Origin of the sequence: Streptomyces sp. NPDC048383 (assembly GCF_040651775.1) — a bacterium.
Lineage (GTDB): Bacteria > Actinomycetota > Actinomycetes > Streptomycetales > Streptomycetaceae > Streptomyces.
Window position 1 is genome coordinate 112,615 of the sequence record NZ_JBEZKS010000004.1, and the last position, 19,011, is coordinate 131,625.

Annotated in this window: 13 protein-coding genes; 11 read left to right on the plus strand and 2 right to left on the minus strand. The window is 72.6% G+C overall.

The window, feature by feature from the left end:
* Positions 1-51: 51 nt before the first annotated feature.
* The 6 genes from AB0D46_RS05375 to AB0D46_RS05400 all read left to right on the plus strand — a co-directional run bounded on the left by AB0D46_RS05375 (position 52) and on the right by AB0D46_RS05400 (position 7,023).
* On the plus strand, positions 52-1,239 hold the full coding sequence (locus tag AB0D46_RS05375) for an ABC transporter ATP-binding protein (RefSeq protein ID WP_362875931.1): 1,188 nt from the start codon (positions 52-54) through the stop codon (positions 1,237-1,239).
* Positions 1,236-2,171, plus strand: a complete 936-nt coding sequence (locus tag AB0D46_RS05380) for an ABC transporter permease (RefSeq protein ID WP_362875932.1) — start codon at positions 1,236-1,238, stop codon at positions 2,169-2,171. The genes AB0D46_RS05375 and AB0D46_RS05380 overlap by 4 nt, the downstream gene beginning before the upstream one ends.
* Positions 2,171-2,977, plus strand: coding sequence for an ABC transporter permease (locus AB0D46_RS05385; RefSeq protein WP_362875933.1), 807 nt, complete (start codon positions 2,171-2,173; stop codon positions 2,975-2,977). Before AB0D46_RS05380 ends, AB0D46_RS05385 begins: the two co-directional genes overlap by 1 nt.
* A 23-nt stretch (positions 2,978-3,000) precedes the next feature.
* A complete protein-coding gene (locus AB0D46_RS05390; RefSeq protein ID WP_362875934.1) occupies positions 3,001-4,419 on the plus strand; it encodes an FAD-binding oxidoreductase in 1,419 nt (472 codons plus the stop codon).
* A gap of 236 nt (positions 4,420-4,655) precedes the next feature.
* On the plus strand, positions 4,656-5,144 hold the full coding sequence (locus tag AB0D46_RS05395) for a hypothetical protein (protein ID WP_362875935.1): 489 nt from the start codon (positions 4,656-4,658) through the stop codon (positions 5,142-5,144).
* A 70-nt stretch (positions 5,145-5,214) separates the two neighbouring features.
* Entirely contained in the window at positions 5,215-7,023 is a 1,809-nt protein-coding gene (locus AB0D46_RS05400; RefSeq protein WP_362875936.1) for a glycoside hydrolase family 18 protein, read from the plus strand.
* A 91-nt stretch (positions 7,024-7,114) separates the two neighbouring features.
* Here AB0D46_RS05400 and AB0D46_RS05405 read toward each other — a convergent pair whose 3' ends face one another.
* Together AB0D46_RS05405 and gabT are read right to left on the minus strand one after the other, a co-directional pair.
* Entirely contained in the window at positions 7,115-7,696 is a 582-nt protein-coding gene (locus AB0D46_RS05405) for a phosphatase PAP2 family protein (protein WP_362875937.1), read from the minus strand.
* 430 nt (positions 7,697-8,126) lie between these two features.
* Positions 8,127-9,461, minus strand: a complete 1,335-nt coding sequence (gene gabT / locus AB0D46_RS05410) for a 4-aminobutyrate--2-oxoglutarate transaminase (RefSeq protein ID WP_362875938.1) — start codon at positions 9,459-9,461, stop codon at positions 8,127-8,129.
* Positions 9,462-9,725: 264 nt separating this feature from the next.
* Between gabT and AB0D46_RS05415 the strand changes: the two genes are divergently transcribed.
* The 5 genes from AB0D46_RS05415 to AB0D46_RS05435 all read left to right on the plus strand — a co-directional run bounded on the left by AB0D46_RS05415 (position 9,726) and on the right by AB0D46_RS05435 (position 19,001).
* Positions 9,726-12,083: an ATP/GTP-binding protein gene (locus tag AB0D46_RS05415; RefSeq protein ID WP_362875939.1), complete on the plus strand. Its 2,358-nt coding sequence runs from the start codon at positions 9,726-9,728 to the stop codon at positions 12,081-12,083.
* Positions 12,084-12,225: 142 nt separating this feature from the next.
* Positions 12,226-13,806 (plus strand): PucR family transcriptional regulator, encoded by a 1,581-nt coding sequence (locus tag AB0D46_RS05420; RefSeq protein WP_362875940.1) that lies wholly within the window; start codon positions 12,226-12,228, stop codon positions 13,804-13,806.
* Between the two features lie 206 nt (positions 13,807-14,012).
* Positions 14,013-15,458 carry an aldehyde dehydrogenase family protein gene (locus tag AB0D46_RS05425; RefSeq protein ID WP_362875941.1) on the plus strand — a complete coding sequence of 482 codons (1,446 nt, stop codon included), beginning with the start codon at positions 14,013-14,015 and terminating at the stop codon, positions 15,456-15,458.
* A 186-nt stretch (positions 15,459-15,644) separates the two neighbouring features.
* Positions 15,645-17,615, plus strand: coding sequence for an acyl-CoA dehydrogenase family protein (locus tag AB0D46_RS05430; RefSeq protein WP_362875942.1), 1,971 nt, complete (start codon positions 15,645-15,647; stop codon positions 17,613-17,615).
* 75 nt (positions 17,616-17,690) lie between these two features.
* On the plus strand, positions 17,691-19,001 hold the full coding sequence (locus tag AB0D46_RS05435) for a hypothetical protein (RefSeq protein WP_362875943.1): 1,311 nt from the start codon (positions 17,691-17,693) through the stop codon (positions 18,999-19,001).
* Positions 19,002-19,011: the final 10 nt, after the last annotated feature.

A 19,011-nucleotide genomic window follows, 5' to 3' on the forward strand; every position in this document is an offset into this window, starting at 1 on the left:
CGCACCCGTGCCTCCCGCCCCTTCCGACGAAACCACCGAAGGCCCAGGCCCATGACTGACAAGTCCGCGAGCGGGGACGTCCGCCTCGCCGGTATCAGCAAGCACTACGGATCCTTCACCGCGGTGCACCCGCTGGACCTCACCATCCCCCAGGGCTCCTTCTTCGCCCTGCTCGGCGCCTCGGGCTGCGGGAAGACCACCACCCTGCGCATGATCGCCGGCCTGGAGGAACCCTCCACCGGCACGGTCAGCCTCGGCGAACGCGAGGTCACGCACCTGCCGCCGTACAAGCGCCCGGTGAACACCGTCTTCCAGAGCTACGCGCTGTTCCCGCACCTCAACATCTTCGAGAACGTCGCGTTCGGGCTGCGCCGCCGGGGCGTGAAGTCCGTCAAGAAGCAGGTCGACGACATGCTGGAGCTGGTCCAGCTCGGCCAGTTCGCCCAGCGCAAGCCTCACCAGCTGTCCGGCGGCCAGCAGCAGCGCGTCGCCGTCGGCCGGGCCCTCATCAACCACCCCCAGGTCCTGCTGCTCGACGAGCCGCTCGGCGCACTGGACCTCAAGCTGCGCCGCCAGATGCAGTTGGAGCTCAAGCGCATCCAGACCGAGGTCGGCATCACCTTCGTCCACGTCACGCACGACCAGGAGGAGGCCATGACCATGGCCGACACGGTCGCCGTGATGAACGGCGGCCGCGTCGAGCAGTTGGGCGCCCCCGCCGAGCTCTACGAGAACCCGCGGACCACCTTCGTCGCCAACTTCCTCGGCACCTCCAACCTCATCGAGGCGGACGTGCTGGAGGCGGGCGCCGCGGACGTCACCGTCGGCTCGGCCGGCTCCCGCCTCAAGGTGCCCGCCGCACGATGTTCGACCACGCCCCGCGCGGGCGGAAAGCTCCTGGTCGGCGTACGCCCGGAGAAGATCTCCCTGGTCCACGCGGACGAGGCGCACACCATCGCCGCGGGCCGCAACACCGTCGCCGGCCGCATCGCGCACTCCTCCTTCATCGGCGTCTCCACCCAGTACGTCATCGACAGCCCCGTCTGCCCGGAGCTGGAGGTGTACGCGCAGAACATCGAACGCGACGCCCGCCTGGTCCCCGGCGCCGAGGTCGTCCTGCACTGGAACCCGGAACACACCTTCGGCCTGGACGCCGCTCAGTCCATGCTCGCCGGGACGACGGGCGACGCGGGCGTCGAGACCGTCGAGACCGTCGAGACCGTCGAGGAGAGCGCGTGAGCGCCACGACCGCGCCGCACCGGGCGCCCGCTCCGGCCGCGCCGGAACCGCCCGCGCACAAGCCCGCGCTGCGCAAGCGACTGGTCCCGTACTGGTTGCTGCTCCCCGGCATCCTGTGGCTGCTCGTCTTCTTCGTGCTGCCGATGGTCTACCAGGCCTCCACCTCGGTGCAGACCGGCTCCCTCGAAGAGGGCTTCAAGGTCACCTGGCACTTCAGCACCTACTGGGACGCCTTCACCGAGTACTACCCGCAGTTCCTGCGCTCCCTGCTCTACGCGGGCACCGCGACCGTGCTGTGCCTGCTGCTCGGGTACCCGCTGGCCTACCTGATCGCCTTCAAGGCCGGCCGCTGGCGCGGGCTCCTGCTGGTCCTGGTCATCGCCCCGTTCTTCACCAGCTTCCTGATCCGCACCCTGGCCTGGAAGACGATCCTGGCCGACGGCGGCCCGGTGGTCGCCGCCCTCAACGGCGTCGGCTTCCTCGACGTCACCAGCTGGCTCGGCATGACCGAGGGGGACCGGGTCCTCGCCACCCCGCTCGCGGTGGTCTGCGGTCTGACGTACAACTTCCTGCCGTTCATGATCCTGCCGCTCTACACCTCGCTGGAGCGCATCGACACCCGCCTCCACGAGGCGGCCGGCGACCTGTACGCCCGCCCGTCCACGGTGTTCCGCAAGGTGACCTTCCCGCTGTCGATGCCCGGCGTCGTCTCCGGCACCCTGCTGACCTTCATCCCGGCCAGCGGCGACTACGTGAACGCCGAACTGCTCGGCTCCACGGACACCCGGATGATCGGCAACGTCATCCAGTCGCAGTACCTGCGGATCCTCGACTACCCCACAGCGGCCGCGCTGTCCTTCATCCTCATGGCCATCGTGCTGATCATGGTCACCGTCTACATCCGCCGAGCGGGAACGGAGGACCTGGTCTGATGAACAAGCCCCTGGCCTGGCTGCGCCGTCATCTCGTCGTCATCGCGGGACTGTGCACGCTCTCCTACCTGATCCTGCCGAACCTCGTCGTCACGCTGTTCTCCTTCAACAACCCCACCGGCCGGTTCAACTACTCCTGGCAGGAGTTCTCGCTCGACGCCTGGAAGGACCCCTGCGGGGTCGCCGACCTGTGCGGCTCGCTGTCGCTGTCCCTCCAGATCGCCCTGTGGGCCACCATCGCCGCGACCGTCCTCGGCACCGCCATAGCCTTCGCGCTCGTGCGCTACCGGTTCCGGGCGCGCGGCGCGGTCAACTCGCTGATCTTCCTGCCGATGGCCATGCCGGAGATCGTGATGGCGGCCTCGCTGCTCGCGCTCTTCCTCAACATGGGCATCCGGCTGGGCTTCTGGACCATCCTGATCGCCCACGTCATGTTCTGCCTGAGCTTCGTCGTCGCCGCGGTCAAGGCGCGCGTGCTGTCCATGGACCCGCGCCTGGAGGAAGCCGCACGCGACCTCTACGCGGGCCCGGTGCAGACGTTCCTGCGGGTGACGCTGCCCATCGCGGCGCCCGGCATCGCGGCGGGAGCGCTGCTCTCCTTCGCGCTCTCCTTCGACGACTTCATCATCACCAACTTCAACTCGGGCAACACCGTCACCTTCCCCATGTTCGTCTGGGGATCGGCCCAGCGCGGTACGCCCGTGCAGATCAACGTCATCGGCACGGCGATGTTCGTCATCGCGGTGCTGGTGGTCCTCGCCGGCCAGATGGTCGGCAACCGCCGCAAGAAGGCGCAACCGAAGTAGACCCCTGTAGGGAGTTGGAAGACATGGCCCCAGTCGCCATGCGTAGTGTCGCGAATTCTCTTTCCGAAGCGAAGCCCGTCCCGTACTGGCTCGACGACCCCGGCAAGCCCGCCCCGCAGCCCGCCCTCACCACCGACGAGCGCTGCGACCTGCTCGTCATCGGCGGCGGCTACAGCGGCCTGTGGACCGCGCTGCTCGCCAAGGAGCGCGACCCGGGCCGGGACGTCGTCCTGATCGAGAGCAAGGAGGCGGGCTGGGCCGCCTCCGGGCGCAACGGGGGCTTCTGCGCCGCCTCCCTCACGCACGGCTTCGCCAACGGGCTGGCCCGCTGGCCCGAGGACCTCGCCACGCTGGAGGAGATGGGCGCCCGCAACCTCGACGCCATCGAGGAGGCCGTCGCCCGCTACGGCATCGACTGCGACTTCGAGCGCACCGGCGAGATCGACGTGGCGACCGAACCGCACCAGGTCGAGGAACTGCGCGAGCTGCACGAGGAGGCCCGCCGCCTCGGTTTCGGCGACGGCTCCACCTGGCTGGAAGGCGACGCCCTGCGGGCCGAGGTCGACTCGCCGACCTTCCTCGCCGGCCTCTGGGACCGCGAGGGCGTCGCCATGCTCAACCCGGCGAAGTTGGCCTGGGGCCTGAAGCGGGCCTGCCTGGACCTGGGCGTACGGATCTACGAGAACACCCCCGGCCTGAAGCTGGCCCCGGCCGGCGCCGCGATGACCGTACGCACCCCGTACGGGGTGATCCTCGCGCGCCGGGTCGCGCTCGGCACCAACATCTTCCCGTCGCTGGTCAAGCGGATCCGGCCGTTCACGGTCCCGGTGTACGACTACGCGCTGATGACCGAGCCCCTGACGCCGGAGCAGCTCGACGCCATCGGCTGGCGGAACCGGCAGGGCCTGGGGGACAGCGCCAACCAGTTCCACTACTTCCGGATCACCCCGGACCACCGGATCCTGTGGGGCGGCTACGACGCGATCTACCCCTACCGGGGCAAGCTCGACTCCGAGTACGACCACCGCCCCGAGACCTACCTCAAGCTCGCGGAGCACTTCTTCACGGCCTTCCCCCAGCTCGAAGGGGTGAAATTCAGCCACGCCTGGGGCGGCGCCATCGACACCTGCTCGCGGTTCTCCGCCTTCTTCGGCACCGCGCACTCCGGCAAGGTCGCCTACGCGGCCGGCTACACCGGGCTGGGCGTGGGCGCCACCCGCTTCGGCGCGGACGTGATGCTCGACCTGCTGGACGGCGTCCCCACCGAGCGCACCCGGCTGGAGATGGTGCGCTCCAAGCCGATGCCGTTCCCGCCCGAGCCGTTCGCCTGGACCGGGATCACCCTGACGAAGTGGTCGCTGGCCCGCGCGGACGCCAAGGGCGGTCGCCGCAACCTCTGGCTCAAGGCGATGGACCGGCTGGGACTCGGCTTCGACAGCTGACGCGCGGCGCGCCCGCCCCACCCCGCGCCCCCGGCGCGCCGGCCGTCCGGGTGCGGCGATCGACGGGCGGCGGATGATCAACGGATGAACCGACCGCCGTACGCCGGGCGCACGCACGATCACCGTGTGACCCGCTTCACCACCACGGAGTAACCCAACCCGCGTCATACCCGGGCCCGGCCCCGCTCTCTCCGGTTGAGACCCCCTCACCGCACGAGACGAACGGAGGCCGGGCGATGACGCTCGCGGGCATCAAGACGGCAGTGGAGTGGCTGGTATCGGTGGCGCCGGACCCCGACGCCTGCCGCTGGGAGTGGGAGCGCAACCCCCTCGGGGTCACCCTCCTCCCGGCCGGCCGGAGCTGGGACGTGCTCATCCTCCCGGGGGAGCTGGGGCGGGCCGCCCTGGACGTCCTGCGCCTGTTGTCCGGCCGGCCGGGGCCGGTGTTGGCCGACTTCGGGGACTCCCGGGTCGGCTTCTTCGTACCCCCGGGGACGGCCTCGCGCTGGCTCGGCACCGGCGTACGGGGAGCCGGGCCCGGCAGCTGGATCGTGGTCCCGTACCCCGGCCGGGCGACCGGCGGGGTCCGCTGGCTGGTGGTCCCGGACGGCAGCGGCACCCTCACCGACCCGGCCGTCCTCGAACTCGCCATGCACGAGGCGGCGGCGAACGCGGCGGCCGCCGTCACCGGCGGTCCGCGGGAGGGTGAGGGTCGGAAGCCTTGACAAGCGCATTGGTCTGGACCATCTTGGGCGCCGCTGACCCCCTCCATCCCCCCATGCCCCGGAGGCAGTTGTGCGCAGAGCCTGGTCCATCCTTACGGCCGCCGCCCTGGCGGCGGCCGGCCTCCTCGCCGCGGGCCCGCCGGCCGCGGCGGCCGACGCCGATCTCGTACGCAACGGCGGCTTCGAGGCGGGCTTCGACGGCTGGAGCTGCTCCGGCGGCAGCGGAGCCACCGTCACCACCCCCGTCCACGGCGGAACCTCGGCGCTCCGGGCCACCCCGGCCGGCCAGGACAACGCCCGCTGCTCCCAGACCGTCACCGTCAAGCCCGACTCGGCGTACACGCTCGGCGCCTGGGTCCAGGGCGCCCACGTCTACCTCGGCGCGACCGGGACCGGCACCACCGACCCCGCCGTCTGGACCCAGAGCGCCGGCGCCTGGAAGCAGCTCACCACCAGCTTCCGCACCGGCCCCGCCACCACCTCGGTGACCGTCTGGACCCACGGCTGGTACGGCCAGCCCGCCCACCACACCGACGGCGTCACCCTGATCGGCCCGGACCCCGGCGGCCCGGGCCAACCCCAGCTTCCGGCCGCCCCCACCGGCCTGAGCGCGACCGCCGGCTCCGCCGGATCGGTAACCCTCGGCTGGGCCCCGGTCCCCGGCGCCGCCTCCTACCGGATCCACCGCGCCGGCGTCGCCCCGCAGACCGCCACCGGCACCTCCGCCACGGTCACCGGCCTCGCCCCCGCCACCACGCACACCTTCCGGGTCAGCGCCGTCAACGCGGCCGGCGAATCCCCGCTCAGCGCCCCGGTCTCCGCCACCACGCCCCCCGACGGCGGTGGCCCGGGCGGTCCCGGCCTGCCCGCGCACGCCCTCGTCGGCTACCTCCACAGCAGCTTCGCCAACGGTTCCGGCTATGTACGGATGGCCGACGTCCCCGCCTCCTGGGACGTCATCAACCTCGCCTTCGGCGAACCGACCTCCGTCACCTCGGGCGACATCCGCTTCCAGCTGTGCCCCGTCGCCGAATGCCCGAACGTCGAGTCCCCGGCCGAGTTCAAGGCCGCGATCAAGGCCAAGCAGGCCGCGGGCAAGAAGGTCCTGATCTCCATCGGCGGCCAGAACGGCCAGGTCCAGCTCGCCACCGCCGCCGCCCGCGACGCCTTCGTCACCTCCGTCGGCAAGATCATCGACGAGTACGGGCTCGACGGCCTCGACATCGACTTCGAGGGCCACTCCCTCTCCCTCGCCACCGGCGACACCGACTTCCGCGCCCCGACCACCCCGGTGATCGTCAACCTGATCGCCGCCGTGAAGACCCTCAAGGCCAAGTACGGCCCCGACTTCGTCCTGACGATGGCCCCGGAGACGTTCTTCGTCCAGCTCGGTTACCAGTTCTACGGCTCCGGCCCCTGGGGCGGCCAGGACCCGCGCGCCGGCGCCTACCTCCCCGTCATCCACGCCCTGCGCGACGACCTGACCCTGCTCCACGTCCAGGACTACAACTCCGGACCGATCATGGGCCTGGACAACCAGTACCACTCCATGGGCGGCGCCGACTTCCACATCGCCATGAACGACATGCTGCTCACCGGTTTCCCCGTCGCCGGCAACACCGCCCGCGTCTTCCCGGCCCTGCGTCCCGACCAGATCGCCATCGGCCTCCCGGCGACCACGAACGCCGGCAACGGCCACACCTCCCCGGCCGAGGTGACCAAGGCGCTGGACTGCCTCACGAAGAAGCAGAACTGCGGCACCTACCAGACCCACGGCACCTGGCCGGCCCTGCGGGGCCTGATGACCTGGTCCATCAACTGGGACCGTTTCGGCGGTTGGGAGTTCAGCCGCAACTTCGACACCTACTTCGGCGGCTGACCCACCACATCCCCCACATCGGGCCGCGACCTTCCGGGGTCGCGGCCCCCGGCCGTTCCGGGCGGGGACGCCCGCGACCCGCGCAACGCCCTCAGTCCGGTTTGCGGGCTCCGGGGGAGGGGTGACGGTACGACACCGCCAAGTGGACGCCGGTGAGGAGGGGGGCGCAGAGGAGGAGGCTGGCCAGGACGTCCAGGGGCCAGTGGAAGCCGCGCAGGATCAGGCCCGTCGCGGTCAGGGCGGTCAGGGCGGCGGCGAGGGGCAGGGGGCGGGCACGGCGTGCGTACGGGGCGACGAGCAGGGCCGCGCCCACGTAGGCCGTCAGCGCGGTGGCCGTGTGGCCCGAGGGGAAGTAGCCGGCGGCCCAGGGCTCCAACGGGCCCGGCCGGGCGGTCCACTCCTTGAACGGGATGACGAGCGCCGGCACCAGGGCCATCGCCACGCCGGCCGCGAGCGGCCCGCGGCGGTCCCCGCGGCGCAGGGCGTACGCCATCGCGACCATTAGCACGGGCAGGGCGACGGGCACGTTGCCCAGATCCGCGAGGGCCTCGGTGACCCCGTCGGGGACCGTGCGCACCAGCGCGCGACTCAGGGCCCGATCGGACGTCAACAGCGGCCCGTCCACCAGGACCTGCCAGGTGATCAGGGCGAAGAGGAGGGGGCACAGGCCCACGAGGAGGAGAATGGCCGGCCGTCCCGGAACAGGGGGGATGGTTCCGGGACGGCCGCCCGGATCGGGTTGTCGCGCGCCCCGGGGGGTTTGGGGCGGGCGGTCGTCCGATCGGTGAGGAGTGTGCGCGAACGCATGCCCAGTACGGCGCTGGGGAAGCCCGGTACTGGTGTCGTCCTCGGTTTCCCGCGAACGGTCTGTCTCACTCATCTGCAGAAACCGTACGCCAACGGAAGGGGGGCCGACAGCGGGAACGCGCTCCCGCCATCGGCCCCGCACAGCTTCTTCACAGTGCCCGACCGTTACCGCCGGTAGGGTCGAAATCTTACGACCGGACGTTCCAGTCGTTCGATCAGATGCCCGTGGCCGGTTGGGCCGGGGCCGGCGGCCGGAGTGTGGATCAGGCGTGCTTCACGCGTGGATCACGCGTGGATCAGATGCCCGCGAACGCGGTCTCCAGGATGTCCAGGCCCTCGTTCAGCAGGTCCTCGCCGATGACGATCGGCGGGAGGAAGCGGAGCACGTTGCCGTAGGTGCCGCAGGTGAGGACGAGCAGGCCCTCGGCGTGGCAGGCCTTGGCGAGCGCGCCGGCCGCCTCCGGGTTCGGGGTCTTGGACGCGGGGTCCTTCACCAGCTCGATCGCGATCATGGCGCCGCGACCGCGGATGTCGCCGATGATGTCGTACTTCTCCTGCATGGCCGTCAGGCGGGACTTCATGAGGGACTCGATCTTCTTCGCCGCGGCGTTGAGGTCGAGCTCCTTCATGGTCTCGATGGAGCCGAGCGCACCCGCGCACGCCACCGGGTTGCCGCCGTAGGTGCCGCCCAGACCGCCGCCGTGGACGGAGTCCATCATCTCGGCGCGGCCCGTCACGGCGGCGAGCGGCAGGCCGCCCGCGATGCCCTTGGCGGTGGTGATCAGGTCGGGGACGATGCCCTCGTCCTCGCACGCGAACCACTGGCCGGTGCGGCAGAAGCCGGACTGGATCTCGTCGGCGACGAAGACGATGCCGTTGTCGTTGGCGAACTTCACGATCGCCGGGAGGAAGCCCTTGGCAGGCTCGATGAAGCCGCCCTCGCCGAGGACCGGCTCGATGATGATCGCAGCGACGTTCTCCGCGCCGATCTGCTTGCTGATCTGGTCGATCGCCTGGGCGGCGGCCTCGGGGCCGCAGTTCTCGGCGCCGGTGGGCCAGCGGTAGCCGTAGGCGACCGGGACGCGGTAGACCTCGGGGGCGAACGGACCGAAGCCCTGCTTGTACGGCATGTTCTTCGAGGTCAGCGCCATCGTCAGGTTCGTACGGCCGTGGTAGCCGTGGTCGAAGACGACGACCGCCTGGCGCTTGGTGTACGAACGGGCGATCTTGACGGCGTTCTCGACGGCCTCGGCGCCCGAGTTGAACAGCGCCGACTTCTTCGCGTGGTCACCCGGGGTCAGCTCGGCGAGGGCCTCGCAGACCTCGACGTAGCCCTCGTACGGCGTGACCATGAAACAGGTGTGCGTGAAGTCGGCGAGCTGCGCGGAGGCGCGGCGCACGACGGCCTCGGCGGAGGCACCGACCGAGGTCACGGCGATGCCGGAACCGAAGTCGATCAGGCGGTTGCCGTCGACGTCCTCGATGATCCCGCCGCCCGCGCGGGCCGTGAACACGGGCAGTACGGAGCCCACGCCGCCGGCCACCGTCGAAAGGCGGCGGGCCTGCAGCTCCTGCGACTTGGGGCCGGGGATCGCGGTGACGATGCGGCGCTCCTGCGGGACAGCGGTCATAGGGGGCTCCTGGGGGGTGTTTTCGGACGCACTTGTGTCTTTGTCCGCAGGTTAGGTCCGGGGGAGGGGGTAAGGCATGCGCCGTTCGGGAGTGGTGCCGGTGTGTCCTTGTCCGTGACGGCCATAGGAACGAATGCGGCGGTGTCCGGCGGATGTCTCGTGGATCATGCCCGGCTACGGGCCGAAGGGCGGGGCCGGGCACTAGATTGAGCGCCGCAGCGCAGCGCACGGCACGGGTACGGCACGGGTAGGGGGCAGGGGTTCATGGACACCGACGGTGCGTACGAGGGACGGGCGACCCGCGCGGGGCGGGTGCCGCGGCCGGCGGGGGAGGCGGGCGGGGTGCCGCCGATGCCGACGCGGCCTCCGGGTTCCGTGCGTGGGGCCGGTGCGGCTTCGCCCTTCGCGGACTGGCTCCGCACACCAAGGCCCACGGCGGAGCCGGGGGTGTGGCGGCGGGGCTATCAGCCCCGTGAGGGAGTCCAGGAAGAGCCCGCCGCTGATCGTGCGCTGTTGAGCGGTGCGGTCATTTCGTTCCTGGCGTGCGTGCTGATCTGGTCGCTGCTGAGCAACAACTACATCCCCTACACGGACCTGCCGCTGAAGCTCTTCACTCCCCGCGACTGGTGGGAGCTTCGAGGGGGCCCGGTGGATGGACGCGGCGTCGCCGCCCTGCAGACATACATGACACTGGTGACCGTGCTGCTGGTGGTGTGGTTCAGCCGCCTCGGGTCATGGCACTTGGCCTTCGACCGGTTGGTGGCGAGGCGCGGACGCCGGGCCCGGGTCGCCGGTGCGGCGGCGGGGGCCCTCTTCGTCCTGTTGCTCATCTGGACGAGGACGCTGCCGTTGCTCGGCCTCGTCGCTGATCATCTGCCCTACCAGGACATGAGCGCGGGCACGGTCACCCTGGTGGGCAACTTGTCCTACGTCGTGGTTTCCGCGCCTGTCATCGTGTACTTCCTCCGGCTCGCCCGGAGGTCCACGCCGCTCGGGACGGTCGCATCGGACGTCGCCGCCCCGGCGGCGGTGACCTCTCAGCCCGACCCCGTCGCATGGCCACAAGTTCGGCGGGAAGGGCTTGGGGACGTTGCCGATCGGCTTGAGGGGGAAGTGGTCGGCGGGCGGATGAACGATGTCGACTACGCGCGGATTCGGCGGGCCTGGGAGTCCGTGCGGGTGGATCCGTCGCGGCGGCAGGCGTTCGCCGAGGCCGTGCGGGACAACGGGGCCGGGGCCTGCGTGCACCCGTCCGGGGCGCGGGACCTGCCCGTGCGGGCCGCGCGGCACGACCTGCTGGTGGGGCAGGTGCTGCTCGGGACCGTCGAGGACGGCGAGCGCAACCCCTACGCGCGCCGCGGCACCGCCCTCGCCCTCGATCCCGGGGTGCTCGGGACCTCCCTGCTCGCCGTCGGTCCCTCCGGCAGCGGCAAGACCTCCCGGCTGGTGAGGCCGGTCGTGGAGAGCCTCGCCCTGCAGGCGCTGGCCGGGCAGGTCGCCGTCGTCGCCGTCGGCGCGGCCGGGGCCGAGCTCGGGCCCGACGCGGCGTACGACGTCGTCGTGCGCATCGGGGATCCCGGCTCCCTCTACGACCTCGACCTCTACGGCGGCGCCGCCGACCCCGACGAGGCCGCCACGCTCCTCGCCGAGGCCCTCGTCGGGGACGTTCCCGGTGTCGACGTGCGCCGCGCCGCCACCGCGCTCGCGCAGCTGCTGGGCCCGTTCCACGCCGCCCACGGCCGGTTCCCCGCCGTGCCCGAGCTGCGCGAGCTGCTCGACGGGCTGCCGCCCGCCCTCGCCGCGCTCCGCCGCGCGCTGGAGGACGCCGAGGGCGCCGGGCGGCCCGCCATGCTCCGCGAGCTCGACGCCCGGAGCCGTCAGCACGGCGCCCACGGCGACCCCGGCCCGGCCCTCGCCGACCGGCTCGCCCTGCTCGACCGGCCCGCCTTCGCCGGGTTCTTCGACACCAGTGGCCAGAGCCGGCCCTTCTCCATGCGCGCCCTGGAGCACCCGGTCCGGGTCCGCGTCGACCTGCCCGAACGCGGGCACGCCGATGCCTCGCGAATGCTGTCCCGGCTGCTCCTCGCCCAGTTCAACGCGGCCGCCGCGGCCCGCGCCGACCGCTCGCTCTTCGCCTTCCTCGCCCTCGACGACGCCTCGCACACCCTGACCCCAGAGACCGTGCGCGGCGTCCAGCGGCTGCGGTCCGCGAACGCCGGGGTGCTACTGACGCTGCGCACCCTGGACGACGTACCGGAGGCCCTGCGCACCCCGCTGCTCGGCGCCGTCGGCTGCCGGATGGCCTTCTCCGGGGTGACCACCTGGGACGGCAAGCGCTTCGCCGAGGCCTGGGGCACCGAGTGGGTCGAGACCCGCGACGTGACGCACCGGACGGTCTTCGCCGACCAGCCGCTGACCCGGGCCATCCACGCCTTCCGCAAGCTCGTCACCGGCAAGGCCGTCACCACGGACGCGGTGACCGTGCGCCAGGTGGAGCGCGAACGCTGGTCGGCCTCCGACCTCGCGCACGCCGTACCGCCCGGCTGTGCGGTGCTGTCCTTGACCTCCGTACGCGGGGAACGGGCCGCTCCGTTGCTGCTGCGGTTGGCCGGGAGGGGCTGAGCGGACCCGTACGAGGTGGCAGAATCGAGTGGGGTGCTTCATACGACACGGCGAAAAACCCCGATGCCCGCCCCACCCCGCGGGCCCCGCTCCTCCCCCCGATCCCGCCCCTCCCCCTCCCGCGTAAGGCACCTGGTACCCGATGCCGCTCACCCTCGCCTCGCTCGTCCAGCACTCGGCGCTCAAGCTCAGCGTCCGGGCCGGGGAGACCCGTCTCGACACGCCCGTGCGCTGGGCCCACGTCAGCGAGCTGGCCGACCCCGTCCCCTACATGGAGGGCGGCGAGCTGCTGCTGGTCACCGCCATGAAGCTGGACGCGGACGACCCCGAGGAGATGCGCCGCTACGTACGCCGCCTCGCGGCCGCAGGCGTCGTCGGCATCGGCTTCGCCGTCGGGGTGAACTACGACGCCGTCCCCGACGCGCTCGTCGAGGCCGCCCGGGAAGAGGACCTGCCGCTGCTGGAGGTGCCGCGCCGGACCCCGTTCCTGGCCATCAGCAAGGCCGTCTCCGCCGCCCTCGCCGCCGACCAGTACCGGGCCGTCACCGCCGGCTTCGAGGCGCAGCGCGAACTGACCCGGGCCGCCCTGTCCGCCGACGGGCCCGCCGAACTGTTGACGAAGCTAGCCGCGCACGTCCACGGCTGGGCCGCGCTGTACGACACCTCCGGCGCGGTCGTGGCCGCCGCCCCCGACTGGGCCGCGCGCCGCGCCGCCCGGCTGACCCCCGACGTGGAGCGGCTGCGCGAGCGGCCCGCGCCCGCGAGCGCGGTCGTGGGCGGCTCCGACGATCGGGTGGAACTGCAGTCCCTGGGCACCGGACGCCGGGCCCGGGGCGCGCTCGCCGTCGGTACGGGCGCCCCGCTGGGCACCGCCGAGCGGTACGCGGTGCACTCCGCGGTCGCCCTGCTGACCCTGACCACGGAACGCTCCCGCTCGCTGCACGACGCGGAGTCCCGACTCGGCGCGGCCGTGCTGCGGATGCTGCTGGAGGGGCAGGCCGAGCACGCCCGGGCCGTGGCGGGGGACCTGTACGGGGCGCTGCTGGAAGCGCCGTTCCGGATCGTCACCGCCGAGCCGGCGCTGCCCGGGACCGCCCAGCCCGAGGGGCTCGCGCTGCTCGCCGACGCCGTGGAGTCGGCGGCGGCCCGGACCGGTGAGACGCTGCTCGTCGTTCCGGGGGACGGCCGCCTCGTGGTGCTCGCGGCCGACGGCGGATCCGCCGTACAGGCGTGCGTCGACCACGCGGAGGCGCTGGAGGCCCGGCGCGGCCGGGACACGACCGGCCCCGAGCCGGACGAGCTGGTGGTGGGCCTGTCCGCGCCGGCGGCCGCCACGGGCGTGGCCGCCGCCGTCAAGCAGGCCGACCAAGCCCTCGCCGTGGCCCGTCGCCGGGGACGGCCGATGGTGGAGCACGAGGACCTCGCGGCGGGCTCGGTCCTGCCGCTGCTCGCGGACGACGCCGTACGGGCCTTCGCGGACGGCATGCTGCGGGCCCTGCGGGAGCACGACGCTACCGGTCGCGGCGACCTGGTGGCCTCGCTCCAGGCGTGGCTCTCCCGGCACGGCCAGTGGGACGCCGCCGCGGCCGACCTGGGGGTGCACCGGCACACGCTGCGGTACCGGATGAAGCGGGTCGAGGAGATCCTCGGGCGCTCCCTGGACGACCCGGACGTCCGGATGGAACTCTGGCTCGCCCTGAAGGCGGCCACCCCGGCCGCCTGAGCCCGACCGACCTGCCCGACGACGGATCCCGCGCGCACGGGTCCGTCCGATCCGCGACACTGACAAACCGGCGAAGCCGGACAGGTCGCCGCTCCACGCCGGATAAACAACGAAACCCCGACGGCGTCCTACCGTGGTGGGGACAGGACCCGCCTCCGGCTGCCGCTGCGAGGTACCCCCCGCACAACCGAAGGGCCGGGATTCGCATGACCTCCACCCACGCCTTCTGGCTCGCCGGCCGCGAGGCCTCCGGCGAGGACAGCTTCGACGTCCACAACCCGTGGGACGGCCGGCTCGTCGGTACCGTCAGCGTGCCGACCGACGCCCAGGTCGAAGAGGCCGTGGCCGCGGCGCACGCCGTGACGGCGGAGTTCTCCGCCACCCCCGCCCACGTTCGCGCGGCGGCCCTGGACCACGTGTCGCGCCGGCTCGCCGAGCGCACCGAGGAGATCGCCCAGCTGATCTCCGCCGAGAACGGCAAGCCGGTCAAGTGGGCCCGCGGCGAGGTCGGCCGTGCGGTGTCCGTATTCCGCTTCGCGGCCGAGGAAGCCCGTCGCTTCAACGGCGGAGAGGCCCAGCGCCTGGACACCGACGCCGGTGGCGTCGGCCGGCTGGCCCTGACCCGTCGCTTCGTCAAGGGTCCCGTCCTCGGCATCGCGCCGTTCAACTTCCCGCTGAACCTGTGCGCCCACAAGGTGGCCCCGGCCATCGCCGTCGGCGCGCCGATCATCCTGAAGCCGGCCCCGGCCACCCCGCTCTCCGGTCTGATCCTCGGCGAGCTGCTCGCCGAGACCGACCTGCCGGCCGGCTCCTGGTCGGTCCTGCCGGTCGCCAACGAGAAGATGCCGGCCCTGGTCAAGGACGAGCGGCTGCCCGTCATCTCCTTCACCGGTTCCGACACCGTCGGCTACGCCATCCAGCAGTCGGTGCCGCACAAGCACTGCACCCTGGAGCTCGGCGGCAACGCCGCGGCCGTCGTCCTCGCCGACTGGTCCTCCGAAGCCGACCTCGACTGGGCCGCGACCCGCATCGCGACCTTCTCGAACTACCAGGCCGGCCAGTCCTGCATCTCCGTGCAGCGCGTGATCGCCGACGCCTCCGTCTACGACCGCCTCGCCGAGAAGGTCGTCGCCAAGGTCCGCGAGCAGGTCACCGGTGACCCCTCCGACTCCGCCACCGACGTCGGCCCGCTGGTCTCCGAGGACGCCGCCAAGCGCGTCGAGACCTGGGTCGACGAGGCCGTCGCCGCCGGCGCGAAGCTGCTCACGGGCGGCAAGCGCGACGGCGCCACCGTCGAGCCGACCGTCATCGCGGACGTCCCGGCCGGCGTGAAGCTCGCCACCGAAGAGGTCTTCGGCCCCGTCCTGACCCTGCTGCGCGTCGAGAACACCGACGAGGCCTTCGCCGCCGTCAACGACTCGAAGTTCGGTCTCCAGACCGGCGTCTTCACCCGCGACATCCAGGTCGCCTTCCGCGCCCACCGCGAGCTGGAGGTCGGCGGCGTGATCATCGGCGACGCCCCCTCCTACCGGGCCGACCAGATGCCGTACGGCGGCGTCAAGCAGTCCGGCGTGGGCCGCGAGGGCGTCCGCTACGCGATGGACGACTACACCTACGAGCGCGTCCTGGTCCTCACCGGCCTCGACATCTGATCTCGTACGGTCCCAGACCGACGGCCGGAGCCTACTGTGCGGGGGCTCCGGCCGTCCCCTTTCTCCCGGGCGGCCCGCGCGGACGCCCGGACGGCCCACGCGGCCTTTTCCCCGGGCCCGGAACCGGGTACGACTCACAGGTAGCACCGATCGGTAGTGTCCCGATGCGGCGAGGTGAGTACCCGGATGTCCGCAACACAGCCCGTACAGCCCGTACAACCCGTACAGCCCAAGGTGACCGAGCGCGAGGCGCGGCGGGTCGCGGAAGCGGCCCGAGAGCAGGACTGGCGCAAGCCCAGTTTCGCCAAGGAGCTCTTCCTCGGCCGGTTCCGGATCGACCTGATCCACCCCCATCCGCTCCCCGCCGACGAGGACGTCCGGCGCGGCGAGGCCTTCCTGGCCCGGATGCGGGAGTTCTGCGAGGCGATGCTCGCCGACGGGACCGCCGCCCGCATCGAACGGGAGGCGCGGATCCCCGACGAGACGGTCCGCGGGCTCAAGGAGCTCGGCGCCCTCGGCATGAAGATCGACCCCCAGTACGGCGGCCTCGGCCTCACCCAGGTCTACTACAACAAGGCGCTCGCCCTCGTCGGTTCGGTCAGCCCGGCCATCGGGGCCCTGCTCTCCGCCCACCAGTCGATCGGCGTGCCCCAGCCGCTGAAGATGTTCGGGACGCGGGAGCAGAAGGACGCCTACCTGCCGCGCTGCGCCACCACCGCCATCAGCGCCTTCCTGCTCACCGAGCCCGACGTCGGCTCCGACCCGGCGCGCCTGGCCACCACGGCCGTCCCGGACGGGGAGGACGTGTACGTCCTCGACGGGGTGAAGCTGTGGACCACCAACGGGGTCGTCGCCGACCTGCTCGTGGTGATGGCCCGCGTCCCGAAGAGCGAGAACCACCGCGGCGGGATCACCGCCTTCGTCGTCGAGGCCGACTCGCCGGGCATCACCGTCGAGCACCGCAACGCCTTCATGGGCCTGCGCGGCTTGGAGAACGGCGTCACCCGGTTCCACGGCGTCCGGGTCCCGGCCGCCCAGCGGATCGGCGCCGAGGGCGCCGGCCTCAAGATCGCGCTGACCACCCTGAACACCGGCCGGCTGTCGCTGCCGGCGATGTGCGTCGGCGCCGGCAAGTGGTGCCTGAAGATCGCCCGGGAGTGGTCCGGGGTCCGCGAGCAGTGGGGCCGCCCGGTCGCCCGGCACGAGGCCGTCGGCGCCAAGATCTCCTTCATCGCCGCCACCACCTTCGCCCTCGAAGCGGTCGTCGACCTGGCCTCCCAAATGGCCGACGAGGACCGCAACGACATCCGCATCGAAGCGGCCCTCGCCAAGCTGTACGGATCCGAGATGGCCTGCCTGATGGCCGACGAACTCGTCCAGATCCGCGGCGGCCGCGGCTTCGAGACCGCCGAGTCGCTCGCCGCGCGCGGCGAACGCGCCGTCCCCGCCGAGCAGATGCTCCGCGACCTGCGGATCAACCGGATCTTCGAGGGCTCCACCGAGATCATGCACCTGCTCATCGCCCGTGAGGCCGTCGACGCCCACCTCGCCGTCGCGGGCGACATCATCGACCCCGAGAAGGACCTCGGCGACAAGGCCAGGGCGGGCGCCCGCGCGGCCGGCTTCTACGCCCGCTGGCTGCCCCAGCTGGCCACCGGCGCCGGTCAACTCCCGGGCACCTACCGCGCGTTCCATCCGCCCGGCCATCCCGACCTGGCGACCCACCTGCGGTACGTCGAACGCTGCTCCCGCAAACTCGCCCGCTCCACGTTCTGGGCGATGTCCCGCTGGCAGGGCCGCATGGAGACCAAGCAGAACTTCCTCGGCCGGATCGTCGACATCGGCGCCGAACTCTTCGCGATGAGCGCGGCCTGTGTGCGCGCCGAACACCTCAGGGCGGCCGACGAGCACGGCCGCGAGGCCTACCAGCTCGCCGACGCCTTCTGCCGGCAGTCCCGGATCCGCGTCGAGGAGCTCTTCGGCCGGCTCTGGTCCAACACCGACGACCTCGACCGCAAGGTCGTGGAGGGGGTCCTCGGCGGCGCCTACACCTGGCTGGAGGAGGGCGTCCTCGACCCCTCCGGCGACGGACCCTGGATCGCGGACGCCGCACCGGGCCCGTCGGTGCACGAAAACGTCCACCGCCCCCTACGCTGACCTGCCATCATCGGCAGTAGCCCGGACTGATGTGCGACCCCGGGCGCGGGTACGAGCGCGAGGCGGGCGAGGACGATGCCGACGGCCGAGGAGGACCGGGTCAGCAGACGGCTGGCCTGGTGCGTGGCGCACCTGGTGCGCCACGCACCGCAACAGGTGGTGGGCGAGCTGCTCGACCGGCTCGACGAACCCACGCGCAAGTACCTGTGCCGCGACCAGTGGCTGCCCGCCTCGGCCGTCACCCTGCTGTTGCGCGGGGGAGCCGAGGCGGACCGGCACTACATCGCCCGCAACCCCCACGTCGTCGGCCGCCCGCTGCCCGGTCTGCCCGGACCGGCCCGGTACGCCGCCCGCCCCGGCCCGTCCCCGGAACTGCTCCGGGCGGCAGGGCCGGGCCCCTTCGACTCCGCCGCGCTGATCGCCCTGCTGCGCCGGCACGCCCGCCGGCCCCGGGTCCCGCTCACCCTGCTCGGCATGCCGCACGAGCTCGACCCGGAGCAGCTGCTGCGCGAGCACGCCCGTGCTCCGCTGCCGCCGGGGGCCGTGGAGGCCCTGATGCTGGCGGCCGGGCTGCCCCGGGAGGCCTGCCGGGCGCTGCTCGACGCCCGCGCGGGGGACCCGTACGGGCGCCACTGGTACCGGCCCGCCGTGCGCGCGGTCCGGACCGGGCTGCTGACCTGCGACGAGCTCGTCGCCCATGTGGCCCCCGCCGCCCGGACGCTGCTGCTGGGGCACCTGCCCGTCACGCGCGGGCTGCGCTGGAGCCTGCCCGAGCAGGCCGAGATGCAGTCGGCGGTGCAGCGGGCCCTGCGGCCCGCGCTGGGGGAGGACCCGCGACTGTGGGCCGAACTGCCGCGCCGGGCCCCCGGATACCGCGGCACCCTGCCCGAGCTTGCGGCGGAGCTGGCCGCGAACTCACTGCCCCCGCTGGGCCTCGTACGGCACGACCCCGCGCTGGGCCGGGCCGTGCGCCGGCTCGCCCCCGACACGGCCACGTCCGAGCCGACCGGCGGTTGGGAGCGGGAGCTGGCCCTGGTGAGCCTGGCCGTCCCGATGGAGACCGTCGAGGAGGACGTCCGCTGGGTCCGGGACTGCCTGGACCGCGGCCTGATCACCGGCGCCGACGTGGTCCGGCACAAGGTCCCCGCCTGCTGGGCGCTGGACGAGGACCAGTGGCTCGGCGACATCGGCCACCCCGACCGTCACGACCGGCCCGCCGCCGTCCTCGCCGCCCGGGCGGAGGCCGACCGACTGTTCGACGCCGCGCTCGGAACCGACCCGCGGGCCTGGTGGCGGACGGCCCGGGCGCTCCCCGACTTCGCCGGGACGCTCCCCGAACTCCTCGCCCGCGTCACCGACGGGGACTCCGTGTCCAAGCGCTCCTGAGTTGCGGCCA